The following is a 25,564-nucleotide window of genomic DNA, read 5'->3' as shown; positions in this document are numbered from 1 at the left end:
TTCAACCGGTTGGATGGGCCCGACCGGATGAAAGGATCGCAAGCCATGAAGACTCTAACCAAAGCCATCGTCGGAACGGCAGCGGCGGGCGCAATGACCGTCGCAGGAATCAGCCCCGCCTTTGCACGGCCGCATGATCGCGACAACGGCATCGATGCCGGTGACATCATCGCGGGCGCGCTGATCATCGGCGGTATCGCTGCCGTGGCAGGTGCGTTCGACGGCCGTGACGACCGTTACACTTACCGTGACCGCGACCGCCGCTATTATGACCGTGACTATCGCGGGATGAGTTCGCGCGGGGCGGTGGAACGCTGCATCCGTGCGGCCGAACAGCGCGCCTATCGCGCCGGTTACGGGCGCGTGAAAGTGACCGATATCCGCGACGTCGACCGCAAGAGCTATGGCTATAAGATCAAGGGCCGCATTGCGGTCGATAGCGGCTATCGCGGCGGGCGCTATGGGCGTGGCTGGGATAACGACTATCGCGGTTGGAACAATTCCATGCGCGGTTGGGACAGCGGCAAGTTCTCCTGCAAGGTCGACGGACGCGGCGTTCGTGATCTGGACTATAGCGGCATTCGCGGTTTGCGCTGACAGGGCGACGATTTGCGACAAATGTCGCGGTTCAGGCTCCGTCAAGCGACAGGGTGTAGTCTGCCTGCGACAATCTGCCCGCTCGAACTGCGATCAATCGAGCGGGCCCCTGACCGGGGGCGCCTTCGTGGGGAGGGTGCGATTGATGAGAGGGCTCGATCGATGAAGACATTTCACTGGCTCGTATCCGCGCCTGCCATGCTGGCCGCGAGCGGACTGGCCCTGCCTGCGCAGGCCGCCGTCATGCAGACCGCTGTCGATGTGCAGGGGCCAACCCTTTCCGTGCTTGCCAAAGGCAATCAGGCGGGTTGGGACCGTGGCCGCCGCTATCGCGGGCACGGCCATGGTCATGGACGTTATGACGATAATATCGATGCGGGTGACGTGATTGCGGGCATACTGCTGATCGGCGGCATTGCGGCCGTGGCCAGTGCCATCGCCAATGACAAGGACAAGCAGCGCGACGAATACCGCGAACGTTATCCATATCCGGATGATCGGCCCTATCCGCAGAACGGGCCATATCCCGATGATGCGCGATATCCCGATAATGGAAACGCCTATCCCGACGATCGCTACCGATCCGCCCCTGCGGCGGGTGCAGCGGCAGGCGGCGGCATTCAGGGGGCCATAGACCGCTGCGTGGCAGAGGTGGAGCGGCAGGACCGTGTGGCAACCGTCGATGATGCAACACGCAGCGGGCAGGGCTGGACCGTGCAGGGCGGCTTGCGCGATGGCGGGCAATATCGCTGCGAGATCGACGGTGCGGGCAAGATCCGCGATCTGAACGTCGGGGGCAGCGACAGCTATGGCTGGACCGGTAACGGTCGGCAAACCTCGTCCTATGGCCAGCAGGGCGACGATTATTATGCCAATGCGCGGGCGCGGCAGGGTATGGGAACACCCGACCGCCCTGTCGGCAATGGCGATGTCCATGCTGGCGACATCTATGCTGGCGATGACTGGCGGGGCGATGACTGGCAGGCCGGTGACGACGGGCAGGGCGCTGCGGAAGAGCAGGACTGGCAGCGCGGCGAAAGCGACGATCGCTATCAGACTTCCAGCGGAACGGTTGTCGCGCTGGCGCAGTAGTCCGGAGCCGACATCAGTGACGCTCGGGATCGTCCGGATCGCCGGTGATCCCACGTGCATAGGCCGGCAGCTCGATTTTCCAGATCATCGCCGCGCCCCGCAGGCCGAACCCTGCGGCGCTTGCCAGCAATAGCGCGGGAAGGCGCGGCATGCCGAGGCCAAGCGCAATCAGCGAAACCGAAGCCGCCAGCGCGGCGGCCGTGACGTAAAGCTCGGGCCGCATGATGATCGACGGTATGCCTGCCAGAACATCGCGCACGATCCCGCCGACGCAGCCCGAAATTACGCCAAGCACAATGGCGGGCAGGGGCTGAACGCCATATTCGACTGCCTTGGCCGTCCCCAGCGCGGCAAAGGCGGCTAGCCCTGCCGCATCGGCCCATTCCAACACGCGTTCGCGCCACCAGCGCCCCGGCGTGAACCATACGGCCAGCGCCGAGAGCAGGATGACCAGCGCCACCAGCCTGTCGCCCAGCCACTCTGCCCTGATTCCCAGCAAAAGATCGCGCAGAGAGCCGCCGCCGACTCCCGTGACCAAAGCGAAAAAGCAAGCCGTGACGAAAGTCTGCCGCAGGCGCGTGGCGACCAATGCGCCCGACACCGCGAATACCGCGACCCCGACCAGTTCCAGCGCGGCCACGGGGGTGATCATGCGCGCACCCGTGTCTTGCGGCGGCGGAACATCAGCACGCAGCCGATGACGCTCATGATCAAACCTATGGTTGCGAACAGGATGAGCACGGGATGATGCGTATCCTCGCGCGTTTGCAGGTCCATGATATGCAGGCCCCACATGACATCGAACACCCGCCACCAACGCGTGCGAACTGCGGCGATCCGGCCGGTGTCGCGGTTGACATAGACATGGGTGCCGTCGTGCAGGGCCACTTGCCAGACGGGCACTGGATTGCGGAAATCGAACGGCGGATCGCTGGCCGGAAACGCGGTGACGGCCGAGACCCGATCGCCGCCCGTTATGTCCTGCGCTACGGTGGCGCGGGCTTGCTTTTCGGAGATTTGCGGAAGCCGGCTGCCGTCGGCAGCGGAAAAGCGCGCGATGCTTCCATCGGAAAGCTGCACGATCATCACGGGGTCTTTACCGGCCATGACGACGGACAGTTCGGTCGCAGGCGCAGGCAAAGTCTTTAGCGCTGCCACGGCGGGGGTCAGGTCCAGAGCGGGCAGCGCTTCGCTCTCACGCTCGATCCGCAAATGATTGCCGCGCACTTCCTCAATCGGGCGGGCAACCATGACCAGACCGGTCAGTGTCCACATTACCAGCGGGACGCCAGCCAGCCATCCCAGCCAGATATGCCATTTGGCAAAGCGGCGCATGATCGCGGCCTGACCCAAGTTGGAACCTCCCATTCTGAGCTGGGACAATCGTCCGGCAAAAGATGTGCGGAAACAAAAAGCCTCCGCGTTCCGTGTCGGCGCGCGGAGGCTTGTTCGTCAAGCGGCGAGGCGGGATCATACCCGCCTCTGGTGATCGCGATCAGATGTGAATGGGAAGGCCCTTGATGCCCATCGCCGCTTCCTTGATCGCTTCCGAATGGGTCGGGTGCGCGTGGCAGGTATAGGCGATGTCCTCGCTGGTCGCCCCGAACTCCATGGCTTGCGCGACCTGCGCAACCATCGTGCCGGCAACGCTGGCGATCATCCATGCGCCCAGCACGCGATCGGTTTCGGCATCGGCGATGACCTTCACGAAACCGTCGGGCTCGCGATTGGTCTTTGCGCGGCTGTTGGCCATCATGGGAAATTTGAACGATTTCACGCTGTGACCGGCTTCCTTGGCGGCAGCCTCGGTCAGGCCGACGCCTGCAAATTCGGGCATCGTATACACGACGCCGGGGATCACGGCATGGTTCACGATGCCGACTTCGCCAGCGATGTTTTCCGCTACGGCCAGACCTTCGTCCTCGGCCTTATGCGCGAGCATCGGGCCGGGGACGCAATCGCCGATGGCCCAGACACCTTCGACCTTGGTGGCGAAATCATGGTCGATTTCGATCTGGCCGCGCTGGTTGGTTTCAAGCCCTATGGCGTCAAGGTTCAACCCGTCGGTATTCGGCCTGCGCCCGATCGCGACAAGAACGGCGTCCGCCTCGATCGTTTCGGCATCACCGCCTGCTGCGGGTTCAATCGTCAGGGTGGCTTTCCCGCCCTTGACCTCGGCACCGGTGACCTTGGTCGAAAGCTTGAGCTCCATGCCCTGCTTCTTGAAGATCTTGCCGGCTTCCTTGCGGATATCGTCGTCCATGCCGGGAAGCAGCTTGTCGAGGAATTCGACCACGGTCACCTTCGCGCCAAGCCGGCGCCACACGCTGCCCAGTTCCAGACCGATCACGCCGCCGCCGATGACGACCATGTGTTCGGGCACCTTGGCCAGTTTCAGCGCGCCGGTGGAATCGACGATGACTCCGCCGTCATTGTCCACCTCGACCCCGGGGAGGGGCGTGACCGACGAGCCGGTCGCGATGACGATGTCCTTGGCGGTATAGTCCTTGCCGTCGACCTTGACAGTGCTGGCATCGACAAAGCTGCCCTTGCCCTTCAGCCAGGTGACCTTGTTCTTCTTGAACAGGAACTCGATCCCGCCGGTCAGGTCCTTCACCGCTGCCGATTTCTCGCCCATCAGCGTGTCGAGATCGAGCGAAACATCCTTCGCGATCACGCCGAACTTGGCCATCGTGCCGTGTGCCGCTTCCTCGAACAGTTCCGATCCGTGCAGCAGCGCCTTGGACGGGATACAGCCGACGTTGAGGCAGGTGCCGCCCAAAGTCTCGCGGCTTTCGACACAGGCGGTTTTCAGACCCAGCTGGGCGGCGCGGATCGCAGCCACATATCCGCCGGGTCCGGCGCCGATGACGATTACGTCGAAGTCAGTTTCAGCCATGATTTCAGTCTCTTTTGTCGTCTGGCTATCAAAGGTCGATCAGCAGGCGCGTCGGATCCTCGATCGCTTCCTTGATGATCTTGAGTGCGGTCACAGCCTCACGCCCGTCAATGATACGATGGTCGTATGACAATGCGATATACATCATCGGCCGGATTTCGACTTTGCCGTTAATGGCGACAGGTCGATCCTCGATCCGGTGGAGGCCCAGCACGGCGCTCTGCGGGGGGTTGATGATCGGGGTCGACATCAGCGATCCGAACACGCCGCCGTTGGAAATGGTGAAGGTACCGCCCTTCATGTCTTCCATCGTCAGCGTGCCGTCCTTGGCGCGGGCACCGAAATCGGCGATGTCCTTTTCGATCTGGGCAAAGCTCTTCTTGTCTGCATCGCGCAGGACAGGAACGACCAGCCCGTTGGGAGCCGACACGGCGACCGACACGTCGACATAGTCGTGGTAGAGGATTTCATCCCCTTCCATCTGTGCGTTGACGGCGGGAACATCCTTCAGCGCAAGGCAGGCTGCCTTGGTGAAAAAGCCCATGAAGCCGAGGCGCACATCGTGCTTCTTGGCAAACAGATCCTTGTACTTCGCACGCGTTTCCATGACGGCGGTCATGTCGACATCGTTGAAAGTGGTCAGCAGCGCGGCCGTGTCCTGCGCGCTTTTCAGGCGTTTCGCGATGGTCTGGCGAAGGCGCGTCATCTTCACGCGCTCGACATTGCGTCCGGCTGAAGGTGCAGCGGCGGGGGCAGGGGCGCTGGTCGATGCGGCGGGCGCATCTTTCTTTGCCTTGGCTGCGGCCAGCACGTCTTCCTTGGTCAGGCGACCATCCTTGCCGGTGCCCTTGATGGTCGCAGGGTCGATACCGTGTTCCAGCACCGCACGGCGCACGGCGGGAGAGAGAACGACCGCATCGCCCTCGCCGGCCAGTTCTGCTGCCGGAGCAGCAGCGGGGGCGGGGGAAGCGGCAGGCGCGGCTTCTGCCTTGGCGGCAGGCTTGGCGGCAGTGCCCGAACCTTCCTCGATCGTGGCGATCAGCGCGCCGACTTCGACGTTATCGCCTTCGGCCACCAGATGTTCGCCCATCACCCCTGCGACGGGCGAGTTTACGTCAACCGCGACCTTGTCGGTTTCAAGGCTGCAGATCGGCTCGTCCGCGGCGACGACCTCGCCGGGCTGCTTCAGCCATTCGCCGACGGTCGCTTCGGTGATCGATTCGCCCAGTACGGGGACCTTGACTTCGGTGCTCATTGCAATGTCCTTTACGGTATTTCTCGGGCCTCAGAAACTGGGGCTGGGGCTCATTTCTTGTCCGCGGCGATCATGTCTTCGATCGACAGGCCGAGCGCATCGGCGACCAGCGCCTGCTGCTGCGCAACGTGGCGAGAGGCAAGGCCCGTTGCGGGCGATGCCGCCGGTTCGCGGCCCGCATAACGCGGACGCGAAACAGAAGCTTCGGCTTCGGCCAGTGCCTGTTCGATCTGACTTTCGACGAAGAACCAGGCGCCATTGTTGCGCGGTTCTTCCTGACACCAGACGACCTTTTTCAGGTTCTTCATCCGGCTCATGCGCAGGGCAAGCGGTTCGCCCGGGAACGGATAAATCTGCTCGATCCGGACGATGCTGGTATTGTCCAGCCCCGCCTTGTCGCGCGCTTCGATCAGATCATAGGCGACCTTGCCCGAACACAGCACGAGACGTTCGACCTTCTCGTCGGGAATATCGGTGGTGTCCGATACGATCCGGCGGAAGTGCGATTCGCCCAGAAAGTCCTCCTTGGCCGATTTCGCCATCGGATGACGCAGCAACGACTTGGGCGTCATGATCACCAGCGGCTTGCGGAAGCTGCGAAGCATCTGACGGCGCAGAACATGGAAATAGTTCGCAGGCGTGGTGATGTTGCAGACCTGGATATTATCGCCCGCGCATAGCTGCAGGAACCGTTCCAGACGGGCAGAGGAGTGTTCTGGCCCCTGACCTTCATAGCCGTGCGGCAGCAGCATCACGAGGCCGTTCGCGCGCAGCCATTTGGCTTCGCCGGCCGCGATGAACTGGTCGATCATGATCTGCGCACCATTGCCGAAATCGCCGAACTGCGCTTCCCACAGAACCAGCGATTTGGGATCGGCCAAAGCATAGCCATATTCAAAGCCCAGCACGCCATATTCGGACAGCGGGCTGTCATAGACTTCGAAATGGCCGTGCGGCACATGGCAGAGCGGAATATATTTCTGCTCGGTTTCCTGATCGACCCATACGGCGTGGCGCTGCGAAAACGTGCCGCGACCCGAATCCTGCCCCGAAAGACGGACGGCAAAGCCCTCTGCCAGCAGCGAGCCGAAGCCCAGCGCCTCGGCAGTGGCCCAGTCGAAGCCTTCGCCATCGGCGAACATCTGGCGCTTGGCATCCAGCACGCGGTTCAGCGTTTTGTGGATCTTCACATCGTCGGGAACGGTGGTGAGGGTCCGCCCAAGGCTGTCGAACAGCTTCGGCTCGATACCCGTGGTCAGGTTGCGACGCGCGGTTTCGGGGTCGGCCGGCTTGTTAAGGCCGGTCCAGCGACCGCCGAACCAGTCGGCCTCGTTCGCCTTATAGCTTTTGCCCGCCTCGAACTCTTCTTCCAGCTCGTGGTGAAAGGCGTCTTCCTGGCCCTTCAGATAGCCGGGCTCGATCACGCCTTCTTCTTCAAGCCGCTGGGCATAGAGCGCGCTGACACCGGGATGCTTGCGGATCTGCTTGTACATCAGCGGCTGGGTGAAGCTGGGCTCGTCGCCCTCGTTATGGCCAAAGCGGCGATAGCACCACATGTCGATCACGATATCGCGGCCGAAACGCTGGCGATATTCGATGGCCAGCTTGCAGCAGAAGGTGACCGCCTCGGGGTCGTCGCCGTTGACGTGCAGGATCGGTGCCTGAACGCCCTTGGCCACATCCGACGGATAGGGTGAAGAGCGCGCGAATTGCGGGCTGGTGGTGAAACCGATCTGGTTGTTGATCACGAAATGGATGCAACCGCCGGTATTGTAACCGCGAATACCCGAAAAGCCGAGGCATTCCCACACGATCCCTTGCCCCGCAAAGGCCGCGTCGCCATGGATCAGCACCGGAAGGACCTGCTGGTGCTTGCCTTCGCCGATATCGTCGCGGAACTGCTGCTGCGCGCGAACCTTGCCCAGAACGACAGGATCGACCGCTTCGAGGTGCGAGGGGTTGGGCACTAGGCTCATATGCACCTTTACCCCGTCGAATTCGCGGTCGGTGCTGGTGCCGAGGTGGTATTTCACGTCGCCCGAACCGCCCACGTCTTCGGGATTGGCCGAGCCGCCAGAAAATTCATGAAAGATGACCTTGTACGGCTTGCCCATCACGTTGGCGAGGACGTTGAGGCGGCCACGATGGGCCATGCCATAGACGATTTCGCGCACGCCCATGGCGCCGCCGTATTTGATCACCGATTCCAGTGCCGGAATCATCGCTTCGCCGCCGTCGAGGCCGAAACGCTTGGTGCCGACATATTTCTTGGCGAGGAACTTTTCGTACTGCTCGCCGCGGATGACCGCGCCAAGGATCGCCTTCTTGCCCATGATGGTGAAGTCGATCGACTTGTCGGCACCTTCCATGCGTTCCTGTAGGAAGCGGCGCTCTTCCACATCGGCGATGTGCATATATTCAAGGCCGACCTTGCCGCAGTAATTCGCGCGCAAAATCTCGACCAGCTCGCGCACGGTCGTCCACTCAAGGCCGAGATTGCCGCCGATATAGATCTTGCGATCAAGATCGTTCGGGCCGAACCCGTGCCATTCGGGCGTGAGATCCTTGGGCAATTCGCGATGCGACAGGCCAAGCGGGTCGAGTTCCGCCGCCATATGGCCGCGCACGCGATAGGTGCGGATCAGCATCATGGCGCGCACCGAATCGTCGGCAGCCGCCTCGATCGCCTTTTCGTCGACCGGCGCGCCCTTTTTCTTGGCCGCTTCCTTCAACGCCGCCTTCATCCCCGTGGGATCGAGCGCCTGCGTCAAATCGTCGAAGCCGTCCGCGCCCGTCAGCGGCCAGCTCTTGCGCTGCCACGACGGTCCGGGCTGGGCCACATCGGGCTCCAGTTCGGGAAGGAAGGTCTGATGCTCTTTACCCATGGGTTTCTTCCGTGGTTGCCCGCGAATGGTGCGGGGCTTGAAATTCGGGTGCCTTGGCCCGCTTCCTCCTCCCCAAGGAAGCGGGCCGCAGCGGATCAGCTCAGGCGAGTTCCTTGAGGAGCCCGTCAAGCGTTTCGCCCAGCAGCGAGGGAGAGGGCGAGACACGGATGCCAGCTTCTTCCATCGCAGCGATCTTGTCTTCGGCGCCGCCCTGGCCGCCCGATACGATGGCGCCCGCGTGGCCCATGCGGCGTCCCGGAGGCGCCGTGCGGCCCGCGATAAAGCCGACCATCGGCTTCTTGCGGCCCTTCTTGGCCTCGTCCTTCAGGAACTGCGCAGCTTCCTCCTCGGCCGAGCCGCCGATTTCGCCGATCATGATGATCGACTTGGTCTCGTCATCAGCGAGGAAGAGCTCGAGTACGTCGATGAAATTGGTGCCGTTCACCGGGTCGCCGCCGATGCCGACCGCGGTGGTCTGGCCAAGGCCGATGTTCGAGGTCTGGAACACCGCTTCATAGGTGAGCGTGCCCGAACGCGACACCACGCCGACCGAGCCCTTCTTGAAGATGGAGCCGGGCATGATGCCGATCTTGCACTCGCCGGGCGTCAGCACGCCGGGGCAGTTGGGACCGATGAGGCGCGACTTCGAACCCTGCAGCGCGCGCTTCACGCGCACCATGTCGAGCACGGGGATGCCTTCGGTGATGGCGACGATCAGTTCCATTTCGGCATCGATCGCTTCGAGGATCGAGTCGGCAGCGAACGGCGGCGGAACATAGATGCACGAAGCGGTAGCACCGGTCGCGGCCTTGGCCTCTGCCACGGTGTCATAGTTGGGCAGTCCGATATGGGTCGTGCCGCCCTTGCCGGGGGTCACGCCCGCAACCATCTGCGTGCCATAGGCCAGCGCCTGTTCGGTGTGGAACGTGCCGGTGGCACCGGTCATGCCCTGGGTAATGACCTTGGTATTCTTGTCGACGAGAATGCTCATAGCGTTTCCTCCCCTTCGTTCGCAGGTGGAATGGATTGTGTTGAAGCCATCAATGTCCAAGATTCATCACGGACGGTTGTGAACTGATGGCCAAAGGCGCGTTCGGTTATGGCAACGTAGGTGATGCCTCGATTTTCGGTCTCGTCCGGTTTTAAATCAGGTACCTCCGGCCCCCGAACGAAATCGCGAATGAAGTTTCCGGCTTCTTCGAATATTTCCGCATGGACCAGAACCGCGCATACGGGATTGTCATCGACGCCCCGGTTTTCGGAATCGGAGAATACGAAAAATTCCACATCGTCTTTTACCCTGACGATTTCGCGCGGCAGTTTCCCGACATCGAATCCACCTTCGTCACGCATGTAATCTTTTGCGGGTAAGTAGGTGAACAGGTTCAAGGCACCGTTTGGAACGTCGGAAAGCCTTACGATAGAAGCGGTTTCGGCCGAAAAGCTGACCTCGCCTTGAATGCATGCCTGATCGAAGGCCGACACTGCCGGATGCAGTGTCGGTCCACTCGATGCCGCAACAAGAGCGAGGGCAGCCGGTATCATCAAATCAGGCCAGCGAGCCGTCGAGGCCCTTGCAGGCTTCCAGCAGTTCCTCGACCGCATCGACCGAGACCTTGAGGTTCTTGGCTTCTTCGTCCGAGAGTTCGATTTCGACCACGTCCTCGATACCCTCGGCACCGATCACGGCGGGGACGCCGACATACAGGCCGTCAACGCCATATTTGCCTTCGACATAGGCGGCGCAGGGCAGGATGCGCTTCTGGTCGCCCAGATAGGCTTCGGCCATGGCGATCGCGCTGGTCGCGGGTGCGTAATAGGCCGAACCGGTCTTGAGCAGGCCGACGATCTCGCCGCCGCCCGAACGGGTGCGCTGCACGATTTCGTCCAGACGGCCGGCATCGACACCCTTGATCTTGGCAAGGTCGCCAACGGGAATGCCGCTGATGGTCGAGTAGGAGAGGACCGGCACCATGGTATCGCCGTGGCCGCCAAGAACGAAGGCGTTCACGTCCTTTACCGAAACGCCGAATTCCCAAGCAAGGAAGGTCGCGAAACGTGCCGAGTCGAGCACGCCGGCCATGCCGACGACCTTGTTGTGCGGAAGGCCGGAAAATTCACGCAGCGCCCACACCATCGCGTCGAGCGGGTTGGTGATGCAGATGACGAAAGCGTCGGGTGCGTTGGCCTTGATGCCTTCGCCGACCGACTTCATGACCTTGAGGTTGATGCCCAGCAGGTCGTCGCGGCTCATCCCCGGCTTGCGCGGCACGCCGGCGGTGACGATGATGACGTCTGCGCCTGCGATATCGGCATAATCATTGGTGCCGGTGATGTTCGCGTCGAAACCCTCGACCGGGCCGCACTGCGACAGGTCCAGAGCCTTGCCCTGCGGCATGCCCTCGGCAATGTCGAACAGGACGATGTCGCCCAGTTCCTTCTTCGCGGCCAGATGGGCGAGCGTGCCGCCGATCATGCCCGAACCGATGAGGGCGATCTTCTTGCGTGCCATCGACTCTCTTCCTCTTCTTCTTCCCGTGGGTGCGCCCGCCAGAATTTACGAAGATGGGCGCTGTTTCGGGCAAGTGCCGTAGGCCCCGAAATAGGTGATTGCAACCGGCAAAAAAGAGGGCGGGCGGATTATCTTTGATAAGAGTTCGCAATATCAATAAACGCGGCAAATCGCAGGTTTAGTCTCGCCGCGCTTGCCAAGCGCACGGCTCGCGGCTAAGCGGCGCGCCATCGTTATGGGTTGGCTGGCCGCACGATTATGTCGCGCGTCTGGCCCTAAGAGGGAAGATCGGTGCGCCGCGACGTGCATGAAACGCGCGTAACCTGGCAAATCCGGCACTGCCCCCGCAACTGTAACCGGTGAGCGTCCGCCAATCGTGCCACTGGTCCCGAAAGGGGCCGGGAAGGCCGGCGGAACGCGGTGAACCGGAAAGTCAGGAGACCTGCCCGTAACGGTCGTTCGAGCCAGCGGGCGGGGTGTACCGAAGGCATCGGATAGGCGCGCGTGCGTCTTCCGACAGGAGCGACATTCGTTCTTGTTGGAGGATTTATGCGTTCTGTTTTCCGTATTGCCGTGTCCACCCCTGCCATCGCCAGTGCTGTCATTGCCAGTGCTGCCATCGCCAGTGCTGCCATTGCCGCGCCTGCCGCTGCGCAAGAGGCTATTACCGTCACTGCGACCGGCCTCGAAACCTCGCTCGACGATACCGGCCAGCCCGTAACCATCATCGAATTGCCCGAAATCCAGGCGATCCAGGGGCCCGACCTTGCCCGCGTGCTGCAACGCCTGCCGGGTGTGACAATCAGCCGCAATGGCCCATCGGGCAGCTTTACCGGCGTGCGCGTGCGCGGCGCGGGGGCAGAGCAATTGCTGGTGCTGATCGACGGGGTGAAAGTGGGCGATATGGGCGCGCCGGGTGGCGGGTTCGATTTCGCCAATATGCTGGCGGGCGATGTCCAGCGTGTGGAACTGCTGCGCGGCCCCAATTCGGTCATCTGGGGGTCGGATGGGATGGGCGGGGTAATGAACCTGACCACGCGGCAGGCCGACGGCATTGCGGCCAGCGCCGAATATGGCGCGTTCGACACCGCCTATGCCACGCTGTCGGGCGGGATCGCGACCGAGCGTGTAGAGGCAGGACTGACCGGCAGTTTTTACGATTCCGACGGATTCAGCGCGGCCGGTACCGGAAGTGAAAAGGACGGTTTTCGCCAGTGGCAGCTTACCGGTCGCGGCCGGTTCAACCTGTCCCACAGTCTTTCGCTGACTGCCAATGGTCGCTATGCCGACGGGCGGCTGGAACAGGACGGCTATCCCGCGCCGCTTTATGCGTTTGCCGATACCGACGATCTTCAGGATACCGAGGAATATTCGGGCCGCATCGGTGCCGATTATACCGGTGACAGCCTAACCCTGCGCGGCGGCTATGCCATTTCCGATACGACGCGGCTTTATACGGGGGAAAGCTATGGCGATTATCCCTATGAAACCAAAGGCCGTCTGGAACGCGCCGAATTGTTCGGGCGCTATGCAATCGTCGGTAATCTGGGCGTGGATTTCGGGGCCGACCGCGAATGGATGAGCTTTGAGGATTCGGGCAGCGACCGTTCGACGACGCTGACGAGCGGGCATGGCCAATTGTCATGGACCGGCGCGGCGCTGAAACTGGCGGCCGGGGTGCGCTATGACGATCATGAACTGTTCGGAGACGAATGGACATTCGGGGCCAATGGCGCGCTGGAACTGGGCGCGGGGCTGCGGCTGCGCGCGTCCTATGGCGAAGGGTTCAAGGCACCGACGCTTTACCAGCTCTACTCTTTTTACGGCGACGAGGGACTGAGCCCCGAACGCAGCAAGGGCTATGATCTGGGGCTGGAAAAGGGGCGGCGCGACGGACCGTTCTTTGCCTCTGTCTCGCTCTATCGCCGCGACAGCACGGGGCTGATCGACTTCGACCTCGTCAATTCGGTCTATTACAATATCGGCAAGGCCCGTGCGCAAGGCGTGGAACTGGAACTTGCGGCGCGTCCCGACAGCAATCTGCGCCTCGGCCTCGTCTATTCCTATCTGGAAACCGAGGACCGGACCGAAGGCGGTGCCTATCGAGGCAATGACCTCAACCGCCGTCCCGGCGATGCAGTGACGGCCAGCATCGACTGGACATCGCCGGTCGGGCTGGCGCTGGGCAGCGACGTGCGCATGGTGGGCGACAGTTTCGACGATCGCGGCAATTTCACGCGGCTCGACGGATATGTCACGGTCGATTTGCGCGCAGCCATGCCGCTGGGTGACAATCTGCAAGTCTTCGGCCGGGTCGAGAACCTGTTCGATACGGGGTATGAGACGACCGCAGGCTATAATACGGGCGGCGCGGCGGCCTATGGCGGGGTGCGGGTGAAAATCTGATGATGATGCGGGCGGCAGTCGTGTGGGCCGGGGCGGCGATGCTGTCCGCCTGTGCGCCTGCCACCCGGCATGAGCAGAAAGATGCACCGGTCATCGTATCGCTCAACCCCTGCACCGATGCGATACTGGCCGAAATCGCGCCCGGTCATCTTGCCGCGATTTCGCATTACAGCCATGATCCGGCGGGGTCCTCGATGCCGCCGGATCTTGCCGCCCGCTTTCCCGCCGTTTCCGGCAATGCAGAAGAAGTGGCTGCGCGACGGCCCGATATCGTGGTTGCCGCCATGTTTCTGCCCCCCGCGACCGAACAGGCCTTGCAGCGCATGGGCATACGCGTGGTGAAGACCGGCTCGATCGCCAATGTCGATGATGCCATCGCGCAGGTCCGCGATCTGGCATCGCTGGCAGGAGAGGCCGAGGCGGGTGAGCGCCTGGTGCAGCGGATCGAATCCAGCCTCAACATCCAGGACAATGTCGATCCGGTTCCTGCGCTGGTCTGGCAATCGGGCGGTCTGGTGCCGGGCGAAGGCGTGCTGATCAGCGATCTTCTGACCCATGCGGGCTTTACCAACTGGAGCGCGGGGCGCGGTCTGGGACAGGGCGCTATACTGCCGCTGGAGCAAGTGCTGGCCGATCCGCCCCCGCTGATCATCGCGGCAGGAAAGGGCGGCGAAGAGGACCGCAAGCTGCGCCATCGGGCCCTGAACGCATTGCACGATACGCGCCGCGCCGATTTCGACCCTCGGCTGCTCTATTGCGGCGGGCCGACCATTCCGCTCGCAATGGCGCGGCTGGCCGAAATCCGCGCAGAGGTGGCGCCATGAACCGGCTCAATGCGTGTTTGCTGGCAGCGCTTGCGGTGGCCTTGCCCTTATCCCTGCTGGCGGGGCGCACATGGATAGCGCCGTGGAGCGATCCTGTCCCCAATGCCGCGATCATCCTTGCCGAACTGCGCCTGCCACGCGGGATATTGGCACTGGTCATCGGCGCGGGTCTGGGCGGCGCAGGGGCGGCGATGCAGGGCTATTTGCGCAACCCGCTGGCCGATCCGGGCCTGTTCGGCATCGCGCCGGGGGCAGCATTTGGCGCGGTGATGGCGCTGTTTCTGGGGATTGCCGCCGTGCCAGTCACCCTTCCGGCCTTTGCCTTGGCGGGAGCGGCGGGGGCGATGGCGCTGTTGGCGGTGATCGCGGGGCGTACCGGGGGGATCGCACTGTTCACTTTGGCAGGGCTGATGATCGCCAGCCTTGCGGGTACGCTGACCAGCCTTGCAATCAGCCTGTCGCCCAATCCGTTTGCCATGTCGGAAATCGTGACATGGCTGATGGGCGCGTTGACCGACCGGAGTTGGGCCGACGTATGGATCGCCGCGCCATTGACGTTGGCGGGGCTGGTGGTGCTCTATCTCTGCGGCCCGTCGCTCGATGCGATGATGCTGGGCGAAGAAGCGGCGCTGTCGCTGGGTGTCGAGGCTCGTCGACTGCAATGGGCCATCGTTGCCGGCATTGGCCTGACCATCGGTGCTGGCGTGGCGGTTGCGGGGATCGTCGGCTTCGTCGGGCTGATGGTGCCGCATCTGGTGCGCCCCTTTACCGACCGCCGCCCGTCGAGCCTGCTGGTGCCGGGCGCACTGGCCGGGGCCTTGCTGGTACTGCTGGCCGATACAGTTTGCCGCGTGCTTCCGATGGCAGGCGAATTACGGCTGGGCATCGCCCTGTCGCTGCTGGGTGCACCGTTTTTCCTTGGCTTGCTGTTGCGGCTGCGACGGGGGTTGGCCTGATGATCGAGGCACGCCTTCTTTGCGTCCGGCGCGGTGCGCAAATGGTGCTCAACGATGCCGGATGCGCGCTCGAATCGGGCCGATTGCTGGCCATTTGCGGTCCGAACGGTGCCGGAAAGTCGAGCCTGTTGACCGCCATGGCGGGTCTGATCGATCCAGCCTCGGGCGAGGTGTCGCTGGACGGCAGGCCGCTGTCCTCGCTCGCGCCGCGCGAACGGGCGCGGGCCATCGGCTTCCTGCCGCAACAGGCCGAAGCGGCATGGGACGTCAGCGTTCGCACTCTGATCGGACTGGGCCGCCTGCCGTGGCGGGCCGTACCGGGCAGGCCGGCGCGTGCGATGCGCGAAGCGGACGATGCCGCGATTGCAAACGCGATTGCCGATATGCAACTGGCCGACCTGGCCGACCGGCCTGTTTCGCAATTGTCGGGGGGTGAAAGGGCGCGGGCCATGATGGCGCGCGTACTGGCGGGCGAACCGCGCTTCATCCTTGCCGACGAGCCGTTCGCCAGCCTCGACATCGGGCACGCCCGCGATCTGGCTGGATTGCTGCGCCTGCAAGCGTCGCGCGGCAAAGGCGTTGCCGTGGTGATGCACGATCTGGCCATGGCGATGAACCATGCCGACAGGGTGATCGTTCTCGATCAAGGGCGGATCGTGGCCGATGATGTCCCCGAACAGGCGCTGGACGAGGTAGTGATCAGCCGCGTCTGGAACACAAATGCGCGCTGGTTGGGCGACAGGGGCGCCCGCGCGCTGGCGGTTTAGCGCAGCGGATAGGCCACAACCGGATCGTATTGCGATCCCTGTGGCGTCAAAGTGCTCTCGTACAAAAAGAACCGTTCAACCCTGAAAGGGGCAGTGCGCAGGGCGGCGTGCTCGACCAGAAAAGGCGCGATCGCCCCCGCGTTGCCGGACAATCGCGCCAAAGTCACATGGGGTGCGAAGACGCGCGTTTCCGGCGCGATTCCCGCCGACCTGCACGCGCTCTCGACCCTCCTTTGCAAGCTTAGCAAGGCAGGCGAGGGCGCGATCCCTGCCCATAATGTGTGCGGTTTGCCCTTCTTCTCGAAATGACCGACGTCCCGTATTTCCAGATCAAAGGCAGGAGCGCGGATCTGTTCCAGCGCAGCGGCCAGATCATTGGCCAATGGCGTATCGACTTCGCCTGCGAAGCGCAGGGTCAGGTGCAACTGCTCTTCGCTTTGCCAGCGGGCGTTATCGATGCCTTCCATCGTGTCGATCAGCCGGTCGATCACATGCGGCGGAGGCTTGATGGCGACGAACAGGCGATGGGTCATGGACAGGCAGCCGCACGCGCGAGCGGGGAGCTATTTCGCCTTGTACACCTGCTCTTCGCCCGGAAAGCTGCGGGCGCGGACGTCGGCGGCATATTCGCCCGCCGTGTCCGAAATGATTTTGGCGATGTCGTTGTAACGCTTTACGAAGCGCGGCGTGCGTTCGAACATGCCCAGCATATCCTCTGCCACCAGCACCTGACCGTCGCATTGCGCCGACCCGCCGATCCCGATGGTGGGAATGGCGATTTCCCTGGTCAGCGTGATGGCAATATCCTCGACCACGCCTTCGATTACGATGGCGAATGCACCGGCCTGTTCCAGTGCCTTGCCGTCCGCGACAATCTTGGCTTCTTCCGCCTCGCTTCGTCCGCGTGCCATATAGCCGCCCAGCGCGTTCACTGCCTGTGGAGTCAGGCCGACATGGCCCATCACCGGAATGCCGCGCTGCGACAGGAAGGACACGGTTTCGGCCATGGCAGTCCCGCCTTCCAGCTTGACCGCCGCGGCGCCGGTTTCGGCCATGATACGGCTGGCGCTTGCGAAAGCCTGCTGGGGCGAAGCCTCGTAACTGCCGAACGGCATGTCGATCACTACCAGCGAGTGATAGGATCCGCGCACCACTGCCGCGCCATGGGCGCACATCATGTCGAGCGTGACCGGCAGGGTCGACGGCAGCCCGTAGATCACCTGTCCCAGCGAATCCCCCACCAGCAGCATATCGCAATGCGGGTCCAGCAATTGCGCCATGCGCGCGGTATAGGCCGTCAGCATGACAAGCGGTTCTTCGGTCACCCCGTCCTTCTTGCGCTGCATCACCTTGGGCACGGTCAGGCGCTTCATCGGGGCAGGGGTGGGATTGGCGCGGCTGGTCGCGGTGTCGAGCTGGAAGGTCGTGGACATGGGCGGCGTTCTAGCCGCGCTTTGCCATGTGGGAAAGGGCGCGCAGGCAACGTCTGTGTGGCACCACCATGTGGATGCAGGGCACGCAGCGGGTTTTCAGCGGGCGTTTCACCTTTATAAGTCAGGTCGGTTACAGATGAAACGGAGGATTGAATGGCAGGTGCGACCGGACAGGCCGGAGAACAGGGCTGGTCCTCGCGGACGGCATTTTTGCTGGCTGCCATCGGTGCGGCGGTCGGATTGGGCAATATCTGGCGCTTTCCGACGCTGGCGGGCGAGAACGGGGGCGGGGCATTCGTTCTTGTCTATATCGCCTGTGTTTTCCTGATCGGCCTGCCGCTCGTTTTGTCGGAAGTGATGATCGGGCGCACCGGGCGCGAGGATGCGGCGGGATCGATCGCCCGCGTGGCCGAGAAATCGGGCGTGTCGCGGAAATGGAGCCTGTTCGGCGGAATCGAGATTCTGGCCGCTTTTCTGATCCTCTCGTTCTATTCGGTCGTGGCGGGCTGGGCGCTGTATTACGTGTTCGTGATGGTCGGCAATGTCGCATCGTCCATCGGGGCGGGTGCTCCGTTCGGCGCGGCGTTTCAGGGCGAAACGCAGGATGCGATCACGGGGCGCATGGGCTCTTTGTTCGGCAGCCTTGGCACCATGATCGGGATGCACACGATTTTCATGGTGGTCACCGTGATGATCGTCGCCAATGGCGTGCACGACGGGATCGAAAAAGCGGCCGGCACGCTGATGCCGGCCTTTTTCGTGCTGCTGGTGGCGATCACCATCTATGGCGCGTTCACCGGTGAATTCGCGCAGGCGCTGGCCTTTCTGTTCACGCCCGATTTCTCGCAGCTGACGCCGACCGCGGTGAACGAGGCGCTGGGACAGGCCTTGTTCTCGCTGTCGCTGGGTTCGGCGGCGCTGATCACCTATGGCGCCTATGTGGGCGACGATGTGAAGCTGGCCCCCACGGCAGGCATGATCGCGGCGGCCGATACGGGTGTGGCGATATTGTCGGGCCTGATGATTTTTCCCATCGTGTTCGCGGTCGGCCTCGATCCGGCGGCAGGGCCGGTGCTGGTGTTCCAGTCGCTGCCGGTCGCCTTTTCGCAAATGCCTGCCGGTTCGCTGATCGGGCTGGCGTTCTTTGTCCTGATCTTCTTTGCCGCGCTCACCAGTTCGATTTCCCTGCTGGAAGGTCCGGTCGCATGGGTCATCGACCGGTTCGGGGTAAAGCGCCTGCATGCGGCCCTGCTGGTCGGCGGGGGTGCCTATGCGATCGGGTTGCTGTGCGCGATGGGGTATAATGTATTGTCGGATGTGCGGCCGTTATGGTTCTGGGGCATTTTTGCCGAGAGCGATATCCTGGATTCGATCGACGGCATCACGGGTAAGGTGATGCTGCCGCTGGCGGCGCTGGGCGTGTCGCTGTTCATCGGCTGGCGCGCGGATCGCAGGCTGGTGGAAACGCAGACGGGACTGTCGGTGGGCATGCTGGGTCTGTACCGCTTTGTGATGGCATGGCTTGCGCCGCTGGCGGTGGCGTTGATCCTGTTGTTCGGCCTGTTCCCCGGTTTGCTGGGCTGATTGAAAGCTGGGCTGATTGAAAAAAAGGGGCGCTCCGCGATGGAGCGTCCCTTTTCCGTTATACGGCCTTCGTCGTTTTATAGCGAAGTTTCGACATGCTTGTCGCGAACGTCGTTGGTGACATCCTTGCCCAGCATCATCTTGGCCGTGGTCGTAATGCCCAGATCGGCATCCCAGATCGACGCGCTTCCCAGATCCATGCGCAGCATCAACAGATTGGGATCGTCCTTGCCATCGGGGAACCATGCCTCGGTCATATTGCTCCATTCCTTTTCGCGGCGTTCGCGGCTGGTCTCTTCGACCAGCGTTCCGCGGAAGCGGGCAAAGACCGAATGGCCGCTGGAGGAGAATGTAGCCGTGGCGGGGCCCATCGCAGCGAAATGGCCGGTACGATAGGTGAAGAACCAGATCGCGTGATCGGCATCCTTGTCCAGTTGCGCGGTCATGGGGGCGGCGCTGTCGGGATTGCCGTCAAGCTGCAGCATCACAAAGGGGGATGAGGCCAGCTCCTTCCAGAACTTCTGCTTCAGCTCGTCGGCTTTGCCTTCCTTATATTGCATGGGGTCGTCCTTCCGGTTTGTTCTTTCCCTGATGCAACGGCGGGAAGGGCAGGCTGTTCCGTTTTTTCGGATGGGTCGGTGGACGCGGCGGGTGGAACATAATAAGAACATTGATCGTTTTCATGTCCCGATTCGATTCTCTGATGGAGCCTGTCATCGCCGGTCCCGATCCCCACGCAGGTGTGTGCCCTGCCGATCCGGCCCCCTTGCCCGAAGGGGTGTTTCCGGCTGCCGATCTGGCCGGTTCGCGCTGGCTGGAGGGCGGGGATAAGGGCGGGGACGAGGATGGGCGCGGCTGGAACCCTGCCATCGCCTTTCGCGGAGCGGGAGAGATCTTTGTAAAGGGCGGCGACGGCGCCGGGGCGGCGCTGGCTCTGGAACTGGCGCGCGGGGCACCGCGACCCTTGCACGAACGGGCGCTTACCGAAACGAGCGACGAGCGTGCCTTTCTGTGGGTGCAGGACGCCGCTTCTATCCGCGCGGGCGGCCGGCCGTTCTGGCCCGGCCTGCCGCGCGATCTGGCGCATCGGGCGATCCATGTGGCCGTCCGCACGGCAGAGGATGCCTTGTTCGCGCTGGAAGAAGGCGTGCGCTGCCGCGATCTGGCCTTTGTGATCGGAGAGATCGCGGGAAACCCGCGTGCGCTGGATTTCACGGCCTCGCGCCGGCTGGTGCTGGCGGCAGAACGGCATCGCGTGCCGCTGTGGCTGGTACGGGTGGATGCGCAGCGCGATCTGGGCGCGGCACGGATGCGGTGGGATGTATGCTCTGCCGCATCGCAGCCGCCGCGCTGGAACCCTCAGGCACCGGGCCTGCCGGGCTGGCGCGGCGAATTGTTCCGCGCCCGAGGCCTGCGCCCCGGCGCATGGTGGATCAGGCCCGAACGCATGACAAGTGATGGAGGGGGCAATGGGGGATCGATCCTCTCCGCCCGTCCGGTCGATCATGACGCCGCCGACCATGGCGGGCACCTTGCAGCCGGACAGGCAGGTGCTGGCGATCTGGTGCGCGCGGCTGGCGATCGATCGCTGGCGGCAGGCTGAAGCGGGAGCCGAGGCGGAGCCGGATGTCCCGCTCGCGCTGATTACCGAAACCGCGCATGGCCCCCGCATCGCCGCTGCCACGCGCGCCGCCGGGGCGGCGGGTGTGCGCATCGGCACCATGCTTGCCGATGCCCGCGCCTTGTGTCCCGCGTTGGAAGTGCGCCCTGCCGATCCGGCGGGCGATCTTGCCTTTCTGGAACGGCTGACCGTGTGGGCGCAGCGCTGGGGCCCGTGGAGCGCGCTGGATCCGCCCGACGGGGTGATCGTCGACATCACCGGCGCGGCGCATCTGTTCGGCGGCGAACAACGCTTGCTGGATGATGCGGCGCGCGTGTTCGCGGCGCGCGGCTTGACGGTACGGCTGGCCATCGCACCCACCGCAGGCGCGGCATGGGCGCTGGCGCATTACGGAAAGGCCCGTCAGGGAAAGGGCGGGCTGGTGCTGGAGGGTGGAGAGGATATCGCTGCCAGCCTGGCCCCTTTGCCGGTCGCGGCACTGCGGCTGGACGACGATGTGCTGCTGGTGCTGCGGCGGCTGGGGTTGAAACGGGTGGGCGATCTGGACGGGATCGGCCGCGATGCGCTGGCGCGCCGGTTCCGCAACCGCCGTTCGGCCATGGCCAATCCGCTGATGCGGCGCGACCAGATGATCGGACTGGTTCCCGAACCCATGCTGCCGGTCATCGGCAATCCGCCCGCCATGGTGCAATTGCGGCTGATGGAGCCGATCCGCCACTTGCCTTTGCTGGAAGTCGTGCTGGTCGATCTGGCCGCCGCGATGATGCGCATGCTGGAAGGGCGGGGCGAAGGGGCACGGCGGCTGGAACTCGCTTGCTGGCGTGTCGATGGCGAAATCGCGATCCGCACGCTGGAACTGGCCGCCGCGACGCGCGATGCCGCCCATGTCTGCCGCCTGTTTGCCGAACGGATCGCCACGATCGATGCAGGGCTGGGGATCGAAATGGCGCGGCTGGTCGCCCGCTGGGCCGAGCCGCTGGGGCTGGCGCAGGCCGATCTGGATGCCTCGGCAGAGGTGCATGGAACCAGCCTTGCAGCCTGTATCGACCGGCTGTCGGCGCGGCTGGGCACGCGCGCGGTGCGGCGGCCGGTGCCTTTTGCCAGCCATGTGCCCGAACGCGCCCAGCGCTGGCAGGCGCCGCTGCAGCCGGTGCCCGCAGCGCAGGAGAGCTTTGCCTTTCACGCCCGCCCGTTCAGGCTGTTGGACAGGGCAGAGCCGATCGCGGTGCTTTATGCCACGCCCGACGGTTTGCCCCAGCGCTTTCGCTGGCGCGGTGATGTCCACGATGTCGCCCGAGCCGAGGGGCCGGAACGCATCGCGCCCGAATGGTGGCGCGAAAAAGGTGCGGCGCGGCTGCGCGATTACTACCGGATCGAGGATGGCGAGGGACGGCGTTTCTGGATCTATCGGCTGGGGCTGGCCGGCGACGGGCGGGGCGGAGCGCCCGACTGGTTCATGCAGGGCCTGTTTGCCTGAGCATTCGTTCGCCTGAACATTCGCCGACGGGTGTTTGACGCGGTCACGCACGATCGCATTGCCGTGCAGCATCAAAGATACCGGATGATGCAATGATGCAACAAATGCGAAGGGCGACGAGGTCGAAACCCCGCCGCCCGCACACGGAGGCCTTCCGTGCTATCTGTAAAGGGCCCGATGCAATGGTTAACGCCAACATGCAAGTGCTTTGGTGCCGCGTGGCATTTTCGCCACTATCGCCCTGTCCTGCTGCAGAATCCAGCATATCTTTTGCGAAGTTTGCGCGGCTGCAGCGTATCGATTGATACTACATTGTGACATGATTGCGGCCTCGCCTGTCATAATATTGCGATTGGTCTGAGCGCCCTCGGTTCGTCGATTTTGCGCGAGCAGGGCTAGCCAGTACGATGAAAAGAACATAAAGTGAACATCGGAGTCGCAATGGCACAGAAATCACTTATCGAACGGCTGAAAGTCCTGGCGGATGCCGCCAAATATGATGCGTCCTGCGCATCGTCGGGCACGTCGAAACGCGACAGCCTGAACGACAGGGGGCGGGGCGGCAAAGGCATTGGATCGACCGAGGGTATGGGCATCTGTCACGCCTATGCGCCCGATGGTCGCTGCATATCCTTGCTGAAACTGCTGCTGACCAACCATTGCGTGTTCGATTGCCATTACTGTGTGAACCGCAAGAGTTCGAATGTGGAGCGCGCACGCTTTACCCCGCGCGAGGTCGCCGATCTCACCCTCTCGTTCTACAAGCGCAATTATATCGAGGGGTTGTTCCTGTCCTCGGGCATCATTCGCAATTCCGATCACACGATGGAGCAATTGGTCGAAACCGCGCGCATCCTGCGCGAGGAGCATGATTTCCGCGGCTATATCCATTTGAAGACCATTCCCGAGGCCGATCCCGAAATCGTCCGGCGGGCGGGGCTTTATGCCGATCGCATTTCGATCAATGTCGAATTGCCGACCGATGCGGGACTGGCCCGGCTGGCGCCCGACAAGAATGCGCATCGGATCGATGGCGCGATGGGCGCCATGCGCAATGCCATTGCCGAAGGACGCGACGCGAAAAAGCGTTTCCGCCATGCGCCCGCATATGCGCCCGCTGGTCAGTCGACACAGATGATCGTGGGCGCCGACGGGGCCAGCGATGCCGATATCGTAAGCCGTGCCAGCGCGCTTTACGGGCGGCACCGGCTGCGGCGCGTCTATTACTCGGCCTTCAGCCCCATTCCCGATGCCAGCGCCGTGCTGCCGTTGAAACGCCCGCCACTAGTGCGCGAACACCGGCTTTACCAGTCGGACTGGCTGATGCGCTTTTACGGGTTTTCTCCGGCGGAAGTGGCCGATGCCGCCGGGGCGGACGGTATGTTGCCGCTGGACATCGACCCCAAGCTGGCATGGGCATTGAAGTTCCGCGACAGCTTTCCCGTCGACGTCAATCGCGCTTCCAAAGAGGCTTTGCTGCGGGTGCCGGGACTGGGAACGCGCGGCGTGGCCCAGATCCTCAGTGCACGGCGGCATCGCGCCTTGCGACTGGACGATGTGGCCAGGCTGACCGTGTCGGTTGCAAAGCTGCGTCCCTTTATCGTCACGGCCGACTGGCGGCCCGTCACGCTGATCGACCGCGCCGATCTGAAGGCGCTGGTCGCGCCCGATACGGGGCGGCAACTGGACCTGTTCGCATGACTGCCCTGCAACATGTGCGGCTGGGCGCCTATCACGTGGTGCCAATGGCCGCGCCCGACGATTTCGACGAATGGCGCGATCATGCGCGGCGCATGGCCATGGCCGATGTGCCGCCCGACCGCGTGGCATGGACCGAACCGGGCGGACCGGCGGGCAATCTGTTCACGCATGGTGACCGCCGCTTGCCCGTACCCGACCGCGAGGCGCCGCCGCCGCGCGTGTCGCGGCGTTTTATCGAAATTGCGAAGACCGTGATCCTGCATGCCGATACCGACAGGTTCTCACTGCTGTATCGCGTGTTGTGGCGATTGCAGTCGAAACCCCGCCTGATCGAGGACGGGGCCGATGCGGACATACGCGCCATGGCCGATATGGCGCGGGGCGTGCGGCGCGACATTCACAAGATGCGCGCCTTTTTACGTTTCCGCGAGATCGAGCATGAGGGCGACGAATATTTCGTCGCATGGTTTGAACCGCAACATCACATCCTGCGCCATAATGCGGGTTTCTTCACGCGTCGCTTTGCCAATATGCTCTGGTCGATCCTGACGCCGCGGGGCAGCCTGCATTGGGATGGCGATACGTTGCGCGAAGGGCCGCCCGCCACGCGTGCCGATGCGCCTAACGGCGATCCGGTAGAGGGGATGTGGCGCGCCTATTACGCATCGATCTTCAATCCCGCTCGGTTGAAGATCGACGCGATGCTGAAGGAAATGCCGCGCCGATACTGGAAAAACATGCCCGAAGCGCAGCTGATCCCCGATCTGATCGCGGGGGCGCAAGCGCGCGAGGCGGCCATGGTTTCGGCAGGGGCGATGGAAAATGGCGAACGGCCCGCAACGCTGGACGCGGTGGACAAGGCGATCCATGCCTGCGCGCGCTGCCCCATCGGCGCGCTGGAAAACCGCGCGGTGATGGGCGAAGGGGTGCCCGATGCCCCGCTGATGATCATGGGCGAGCAACCGGGCGATATCGAGGACCGGCAGGGACGCCCTTTCGTCGGTCCGGCGGGGCAATTGCTGGACGTGCATCTGGAACGCGCGGGAATCGACCGTCGCGCCGCCTATGTCACCAATGCGGTCAAGCATTTCAAATATGTGTCGGGGGACGTGCCAAATCGCGATGTGCCAAATCGCGGCGTATCCGGTCGCGGCAAGCGGCGCCTGCACCAGAATCCCTCTGCCCGGGAGATCGACACCTGCCGCTGGTGGGTAGAGGCGGAGCGCGCCATCGTGCGGCCAAGGGTGGTGCTGGCACTGGGCGCCAGCGCGGCGCGCAGCGTGTTGGGCAAGACAATATCGGTCACCAAGGCACGCGGCACGCCTGTGCCGCTGGACGATGGCAGCGAGCTGTGGGTGACGGTGCACCCGTCCTATCTGTTGCGGTTGGAAGGGCCTGCGCGCGAAGAGCAGGCGCGGCTGTTCGACGCCGACCTGGCGGCCGTCGCAGCGCGTCTTCGGGAACTGGCGTAATGGCGCGCTGTGGACTGGCTGTGGATAAAGCTGTGCGCAAATCTGATGATAGTGCTGTGGACGGGGCGGCAGAACGTGGGGGT

At 63.3% G+C, this 25,564-nt stretch carries 22 protein-coding genes and 1 riboswitch; of the genes, 11 read left to right on the top strand and 11 right to left on the bottom strand.

Annotated elements, in window-relative coordinates:
• The first annotated feature begins 45 nt into the window (after positions 1-45).
• Complete coding sequence (locus LOZ74_RS11200; protein ID WP_230291288.1) at positions 46-597, top strand: hypothetical protein; 552 nt, start codon at positions 46-48, stop codon at positions 595-597.
• A gap of 162 nt (positions 598-759) precedes the next feature.
• Entirely contained in the window at positions 760-1,689 is a 930-nt protein-coding gene (locus LOZ74_RS11195) for a hypothetical protein (protein WP_230291287.1), read from the top strand.
• Between the two features lie 13 nt (positions 1,690-1,702).
• Here the strand turns inward: LOZ74_RS11195 and LOZ74_RS11190 are convergent, their stop codons facing one another.
• The 8 genes from LOZ74_RS11190 to mdh form a co-directional block, all read right to left on the bottom strand.
• On the bottom strand, positions 1,703-2,341 hold the full coding sequence (locus LOZ74_RS11190; protein ID WP_230291286.1) for a trimeric intracellular cation channel family protein: 639 nt from the start codon (positions 2,339-2,341) through the stop codon (positions 1,703-1,705).
• Positions 2,338-3,057, bottom strand: a complete 720-nt coding sequence (locus tag LOZ74_RS11185; RefSeq protein ID WP_230291285.1) for a PepSY domain-containing protein — start codon at positions 3,055-3,057, stop codon at positions 2,338-2,340. The genes LOZ74_RS11190 and LOZ74_RS11185 overlap by 4 nt, the downstream gene beginning before the upstream one ends.
• A 127-nt stretch (positions 3,058-3,184) precedes the next feature.
• On the bottom strand, positions 3,185-4,588 hold the full coding sequence (gene lpdA, locus LOZ74_RS11180) for a dihydrolipoyl dehydrogenase (RefSeq protein ID WP_230291284.1): 1,404 nt from the start codon (positions 4,586-4,588) through the stop codon (positions 3,185-3,187).
• Positions 4,589-4,616: 28 nt separating this feature from the next.
• Positions 4,617-5,843: a 2-oxoglutarate dehydrogenase complex dihydrolipoyllysine-residue succinyltransferase gene (odhB, locus tag LOZ74_RS11175; protein ID WP_230291283.1), complete on the bottom strand. Its 1,227-nt coding sequence runs from the start codon at positions 5,841-5,843 to the stop codon at positions 4,617-4,619.
• Between the two features lie 50 nt (positions 5,844-5,893).
• Entirely contained in the window at positions 5,894-8,728 is a 2,835-nt protein-coding gene (locus LOZ74_RS11170) for a 2-oxoglutarate dehydrogenase E1 component (protein WP_230291282.1), read from the bottom strand.
• 100 nt (positions 8,729-8,828) lie between these two features.
• Complete coding sequence (sucD, locus tag LOZ74_RS11165; RefSeq protein WP_230280811.1) at positions 8,829-9,719, bottom strand: succinate--CoA ligase subunit alpha; 891 nt, start codon at positions 9,717-9,719, stop codon at positions 8,829-8,831.
• On the bottom strand, positions 9,716-10,273 hold the full coding sequence (locus LOZ74_RS11160; protein ID WP_230291281.1) for a hypothetical protein: 558 nt from the start codon (positions 10,271-10,273) through the stop codon (positions 9,716-9,718). Before LOZ74_RS11160 ends, sucD begins: the two co-directional genes overlap by 4 nt.
• Positions 10,274-10,277: 4 nt before the next feature.
• Entirely contained in the window at positions 10,278-11,240 is a 963-nt protein-coding gene (mdh, locus tag LOZ74_RS11155) for a malate dehydrogenase (RefSeq protein ID WP_230280812.1), read from the bottom strand.
• Between the two features lie 220 nt (positions 11,241-11,460).
• A riboswitch (cobalamin riboswitch) is annotated at positions 11,461-11,705 on the top strand.
• Between the two features lie 84 nt (positions 11,706-11,789).
• Between mdh and LOZ74_RS11150 the strand changes: the two genes are divergently transcribed.
• The 4 genes from LOZ74_RS11150 to LOZ74_RS11135 are packed head-to-tail and all read left to right on the top strand — an operon-like array spanning position 11,790 to position 16,193.
• Entirely contained in the window at positions 11,790-13,646 is a 1,857-nt protein-coding gene (locus LOZ74_RS11150) for a TonB-dependent siderophore receptor (protein ID WP_230291280.1), read from the top strand.
• Positions 13,646-14,470 (top strand): ABC transporter substrate-binding protein, encoded by an 825-nt coding sequence (locus LOZ74_RS11145; RefSeq protein ID WP_230291279.1) that lies wholly within the window; start codon positions 13,646-13,648, stop codon positions 14,468-14,470. Before LOZ74_RS11150 ends, LOZ74_RS11145 begins: the two co-directional genes overlap by 1 nt.
• On the top strand, positions 14,467-15,426 hold the full coding sequence (locus LOZ74_RS11140) for an iron ABC transporter permease (RefSeq protein WP_230291278.1): 960 nt from the start codon (positions 14,467-14,469) through the stop codon (positions 15,424-15,426). Before LOZ74_RS11145 ends, LOZ74_RS11140 begins: the two co-directional genes overlap by 4 nt.
• Positions 15,426-16,193, top strand: a complete 768-nt coding sequence (locus LOZ74_RS11135; protein ID WP_230291277.1) for an ABC transporter ATP-binding protein — start codon at positions 15,426-15,428, stop codon at positions 16,191-16,193. Before LOZ74_RS11140 ends, LOZ74_RS11135 begins: the two co-directional genes overlap by 1 nt.
• Here the strand turns inward: LOZ74_RS11135 and thpR are convergent.
• Positions 16,190-16,726: an RNA 2',3'-cyclic phosphodiesterase gene (gene thpR / locus LOZ74_RS11130; RefSeq protein WP_230291276.1), complete on the bottom strand. Its 537-nt coding sequence runs from the start codon at positions 16,724-16,726 to the stop codon at positions 16,190-16,192. The genes LOZ74_RS11135 and thpR overlap by 4 nt on opposite strands.
• Positions 16,727-16,756: 30 nt before the next feature.
• Positions 16,757-17,626, bottom strand: a complete 870-nt coding sequence (gene panB, locus LOZ74_RS11125) for a 3-methyl-2-oxobutanoate hydroxymethyltransferase (protein WP_230291275.1) — start codon at positions 17,624-17,626, stop codon at positions 16,757-16,759.
• A gap of 153 nt (positions 17,627-17,779) precedes the next feature.
• Between panB and LOZ74_RS11120 the strand changes: the two genes are divergently transcribed.
• Positions 17,780-19,210 (top strand): sodium-dependent transporter, encoded by a 1,431-nt coding sequence (locus tag LOZ74_RS11120; RefSeq protein WP_230291274.1) that lies wholly within the window; start codon positions 17,780-17,782, stop codon positions 19,208-19,210.
• Between the two features lie 77 nt (positions 19,211-19,287).
• Here LOZ74_RS11120 and LOZ74_RS11115 read toward each other — a convergent pair whose 3' ends face one another.
• Positions 19,288-19,770, bottom strand: a complete 483-nt coding sequence (locus LOZ74_RS11115; RefSeq protein ID WP_230291273.1) for a pyridoxamine 5'-phosphate oxidase family protein — start codon at positions 19,768-19,770, stop codon at positions 19,288-19,290.
• A 122-nt stretch (positions 19,771-19,892) separates the two neighbouring features.
• Between LOZ74_RS11115 and LOZ74_RS11110 the strand changes: the two genes are divergently transcribed.
• The 4 genes from LOZ74_RS11110 to LOZ74_RS11095 all read left to right on the top strand — a co-directional run bounded on the left by LOZ74_RS11110 (position 19,893) and on the right by LOZ74_RS11095 (position 25,481).
• A complete protein-coding gene (locus LOZ74_RS11110) occupies positions 19,893-20,813 on the top strand; it encodes a hypothetical protein (protein ID WP_230291272.1) in 921 nt (306 codons plus the stop codon).
• Positions 20,716-22,308, top strand: a complete 1,593-nt coding sequence (locus tag LOZ74_RS11105) for a DNA polymerase Y family protein (RefSeq protein WP_230291271.1) — start codon at positions 20,716-20,718, stop codon at positions 22,306-22,308. Before LOZ74_RS11110 ends, LOZ74_RS11105 begins: the two co-directional genes overlap by 98 nt.
• A 441-nt stretch (positions 22,309-22,749) precedes the next feature.
• Positions 22,750-24,009 carry a putative DNA modification/repair radical SAM protein gene (locus LOZ74_RS11100; RefSeq protein WP_230291270.1) on the top strand — a complete coding sequence of 420 codons (1,260 nt, stop codon included), beginning with the start codon at positions 22,750-22,752 and terminating at the stop codon, positions 24,007-24,009.
• Positions 24,006-25,481, top strand: a complete 1,476-nt coding sequence (locus LOZ74_RS11095) for a UdgX family uracil-DNA binding protein (protein WP_230291269.1) — start codon at positions 24,006-24,008, stop codon at positions 25,479-25,481. The genes LOZ74_RS11100 and LOZ74_RS11095 overlap by 4 nt, the downstream gene beginning before the upstream one ends.
• The last annotated feature ends 83 nt before the right edge of the window (positions 25,482-25,564 follow it).

Origin of the sequence: Croceicoccus sp. Ery5, from assembly GCF_020985325.1 — a bacterium.
Taxonomy (GTDB): domain Bacteria; phylum Pseudomonadota; class Alphaproteobacteria; order Sphingomonadales; family Sphingomonadaceae; genus Croceicoccus.
This window is presented reverse-complemented; position numbering and strand designations above follow the sequence as displayed.

Coding starts and splice junctions, on each gene's coding strand:
- mdh (WP_230280812.1), bottom strand. CDS start 11,240: ATGGCACGCAAGAAGATCGCCCTCATCGGTTCGGGCATGATCGGCGGC.
- LOZ74_RS11135 (WP_230291277.1), top strand. CDS start 15,426: ATGATCGAGGCACGCCTTCTTTGCGTCCGGCGCGGTGCGCAAATGGTG.
- LOZ74_RS11150 (WP_230291280.1), top strand. CDS start 11,790: ATGCGTTCTGTTTTCCGTATTGCCGTGTCCACCCCTGCCATCGCCAGT.
- LOZ74_RS11105 (WP_230291271.1), top strand. CDS start 20,716: ATGACGCCGCCGACCATGGCGGGCACCTTGCAGCCGGACAGGCAGGTG.
- LOZ74_RS11195 (WP_230291287.1), top strand. CDS start 760: ATGAAGACATTTCACTGGCTCGTATCCGCGCCTGCCATGCTGGCCGCG.
- odhB (WP_230291283.1), bottom strand. CDS start 5,843: ATGAGCACCGAAGTCAAGGTCCCCGTACTGGGCGAATCGATCACCGAA.
- sucD (WP_230280811.1), bottom strand. CDS start 9,719: ATGAGCATTCTCGTCGACAAGAATACCAAGGTCATTACCCAGGGCATG.
- lpdA (WP_230291284.1), bottom strand. CDS start 4,588: ATGGCTGAAACTGACTTCGACGTAATCGTCATCGGCGCCGGACCCGGC.
- LOZ74_RS11115 (WP_230291273.1), bottom strand. CDS start 19,770: ATGCAATATAAGGAAGGCAAAGCCGACGAGCTGAAGCAGAAGTTCTGG.
- LOZ74_RS11095 (WP_230291269.1), top strand. CDS start 24,006: ATGACTGCCCTGCAACATGTGCGGCTGGGCGCCTATCACGTGGTGCCA.
- LOZ74_RS11170 (WP_230291282.1), bottom strand. CDS start 8,728: ATGGGTAAAGAGCATCAGACCTTCCTTCCCGAACTGGAGCCCGATGTG.
- panB (WP_230291275.1), bottom strand. CDS start 17,626: ATGTCCACGACCTTCCAGCTCGACACCGCGACCAGCCGCGCCAATCCC.
- LOZ74_RS11200 (WP_230291288.1), top strand. CDS start 46: ATGAAGACTCTAACCAAAGCCATCGTCGGAACGGCAGCGGCGGGCGCA.
- LOZ74_RS11100 (WP_230291270.1), top strand. CDS start 22,750: ATGGCACAGAAATCACTTATCGAACGGCTGAAAGTCCTGGCGGATGCC.
- LOZ74_RS11120 (WP_230291274.1), top strand. CDS start 17,780: ATGGCAGGTGCGACCGGACAGGCCGGAGAACAGGGCTGGTCCTCGCGG.
- LOZ74_RS11185 (WP_230291285.1), bottom strand. CDS start 3,057: ATGGGAGGTTCCAACTTGGGTCAGGCCGCGATCATGCGCCGCTTTGCC.
- LOZ74_RS11160 (WP_230291281.1), bottom strand. CDS start 10,273: ATGATACCGGCTGCCCTCGCTCTTGTTGCGGCATCGAGTGGACCGACA.
- LOZ74_RS11140 (WP_230291278.1), top strand. CDS start 14,467: ATGAACCGGCTCAATGCGTGTTTGCTGGCAGCGCTTGCGGTGGCCTTG.
- LOZ74_RS11190 (WP_230291286.1), bottom strand. CDS start 2,341: ATGATCACCCCCGTGGCCGCGCTGGAACTGGTCGGGGTCGCGGTATTC.
- LOZ74_RS11145 (WP_230291279.1), top strand. CDS start 13,646: ATGATGATGCGGGCGGCAGTCGTGTGGGCCGGGGCGGCGATGCTGTCC.
- LOZ74_RS11110 (WP_230291272.1), top strand. CDS start 19,893: ATGTCCCGATTCGATTCTCTGATGGAGCCTGTCATCGCCGGTCCCGAT.
- thpR (WP_230291276.1), bottom strand. CDS start 16,726: ATGACCCATCGCCTGTTCGTCGCCATCAAGCCTCCGCCGCATGTGATC.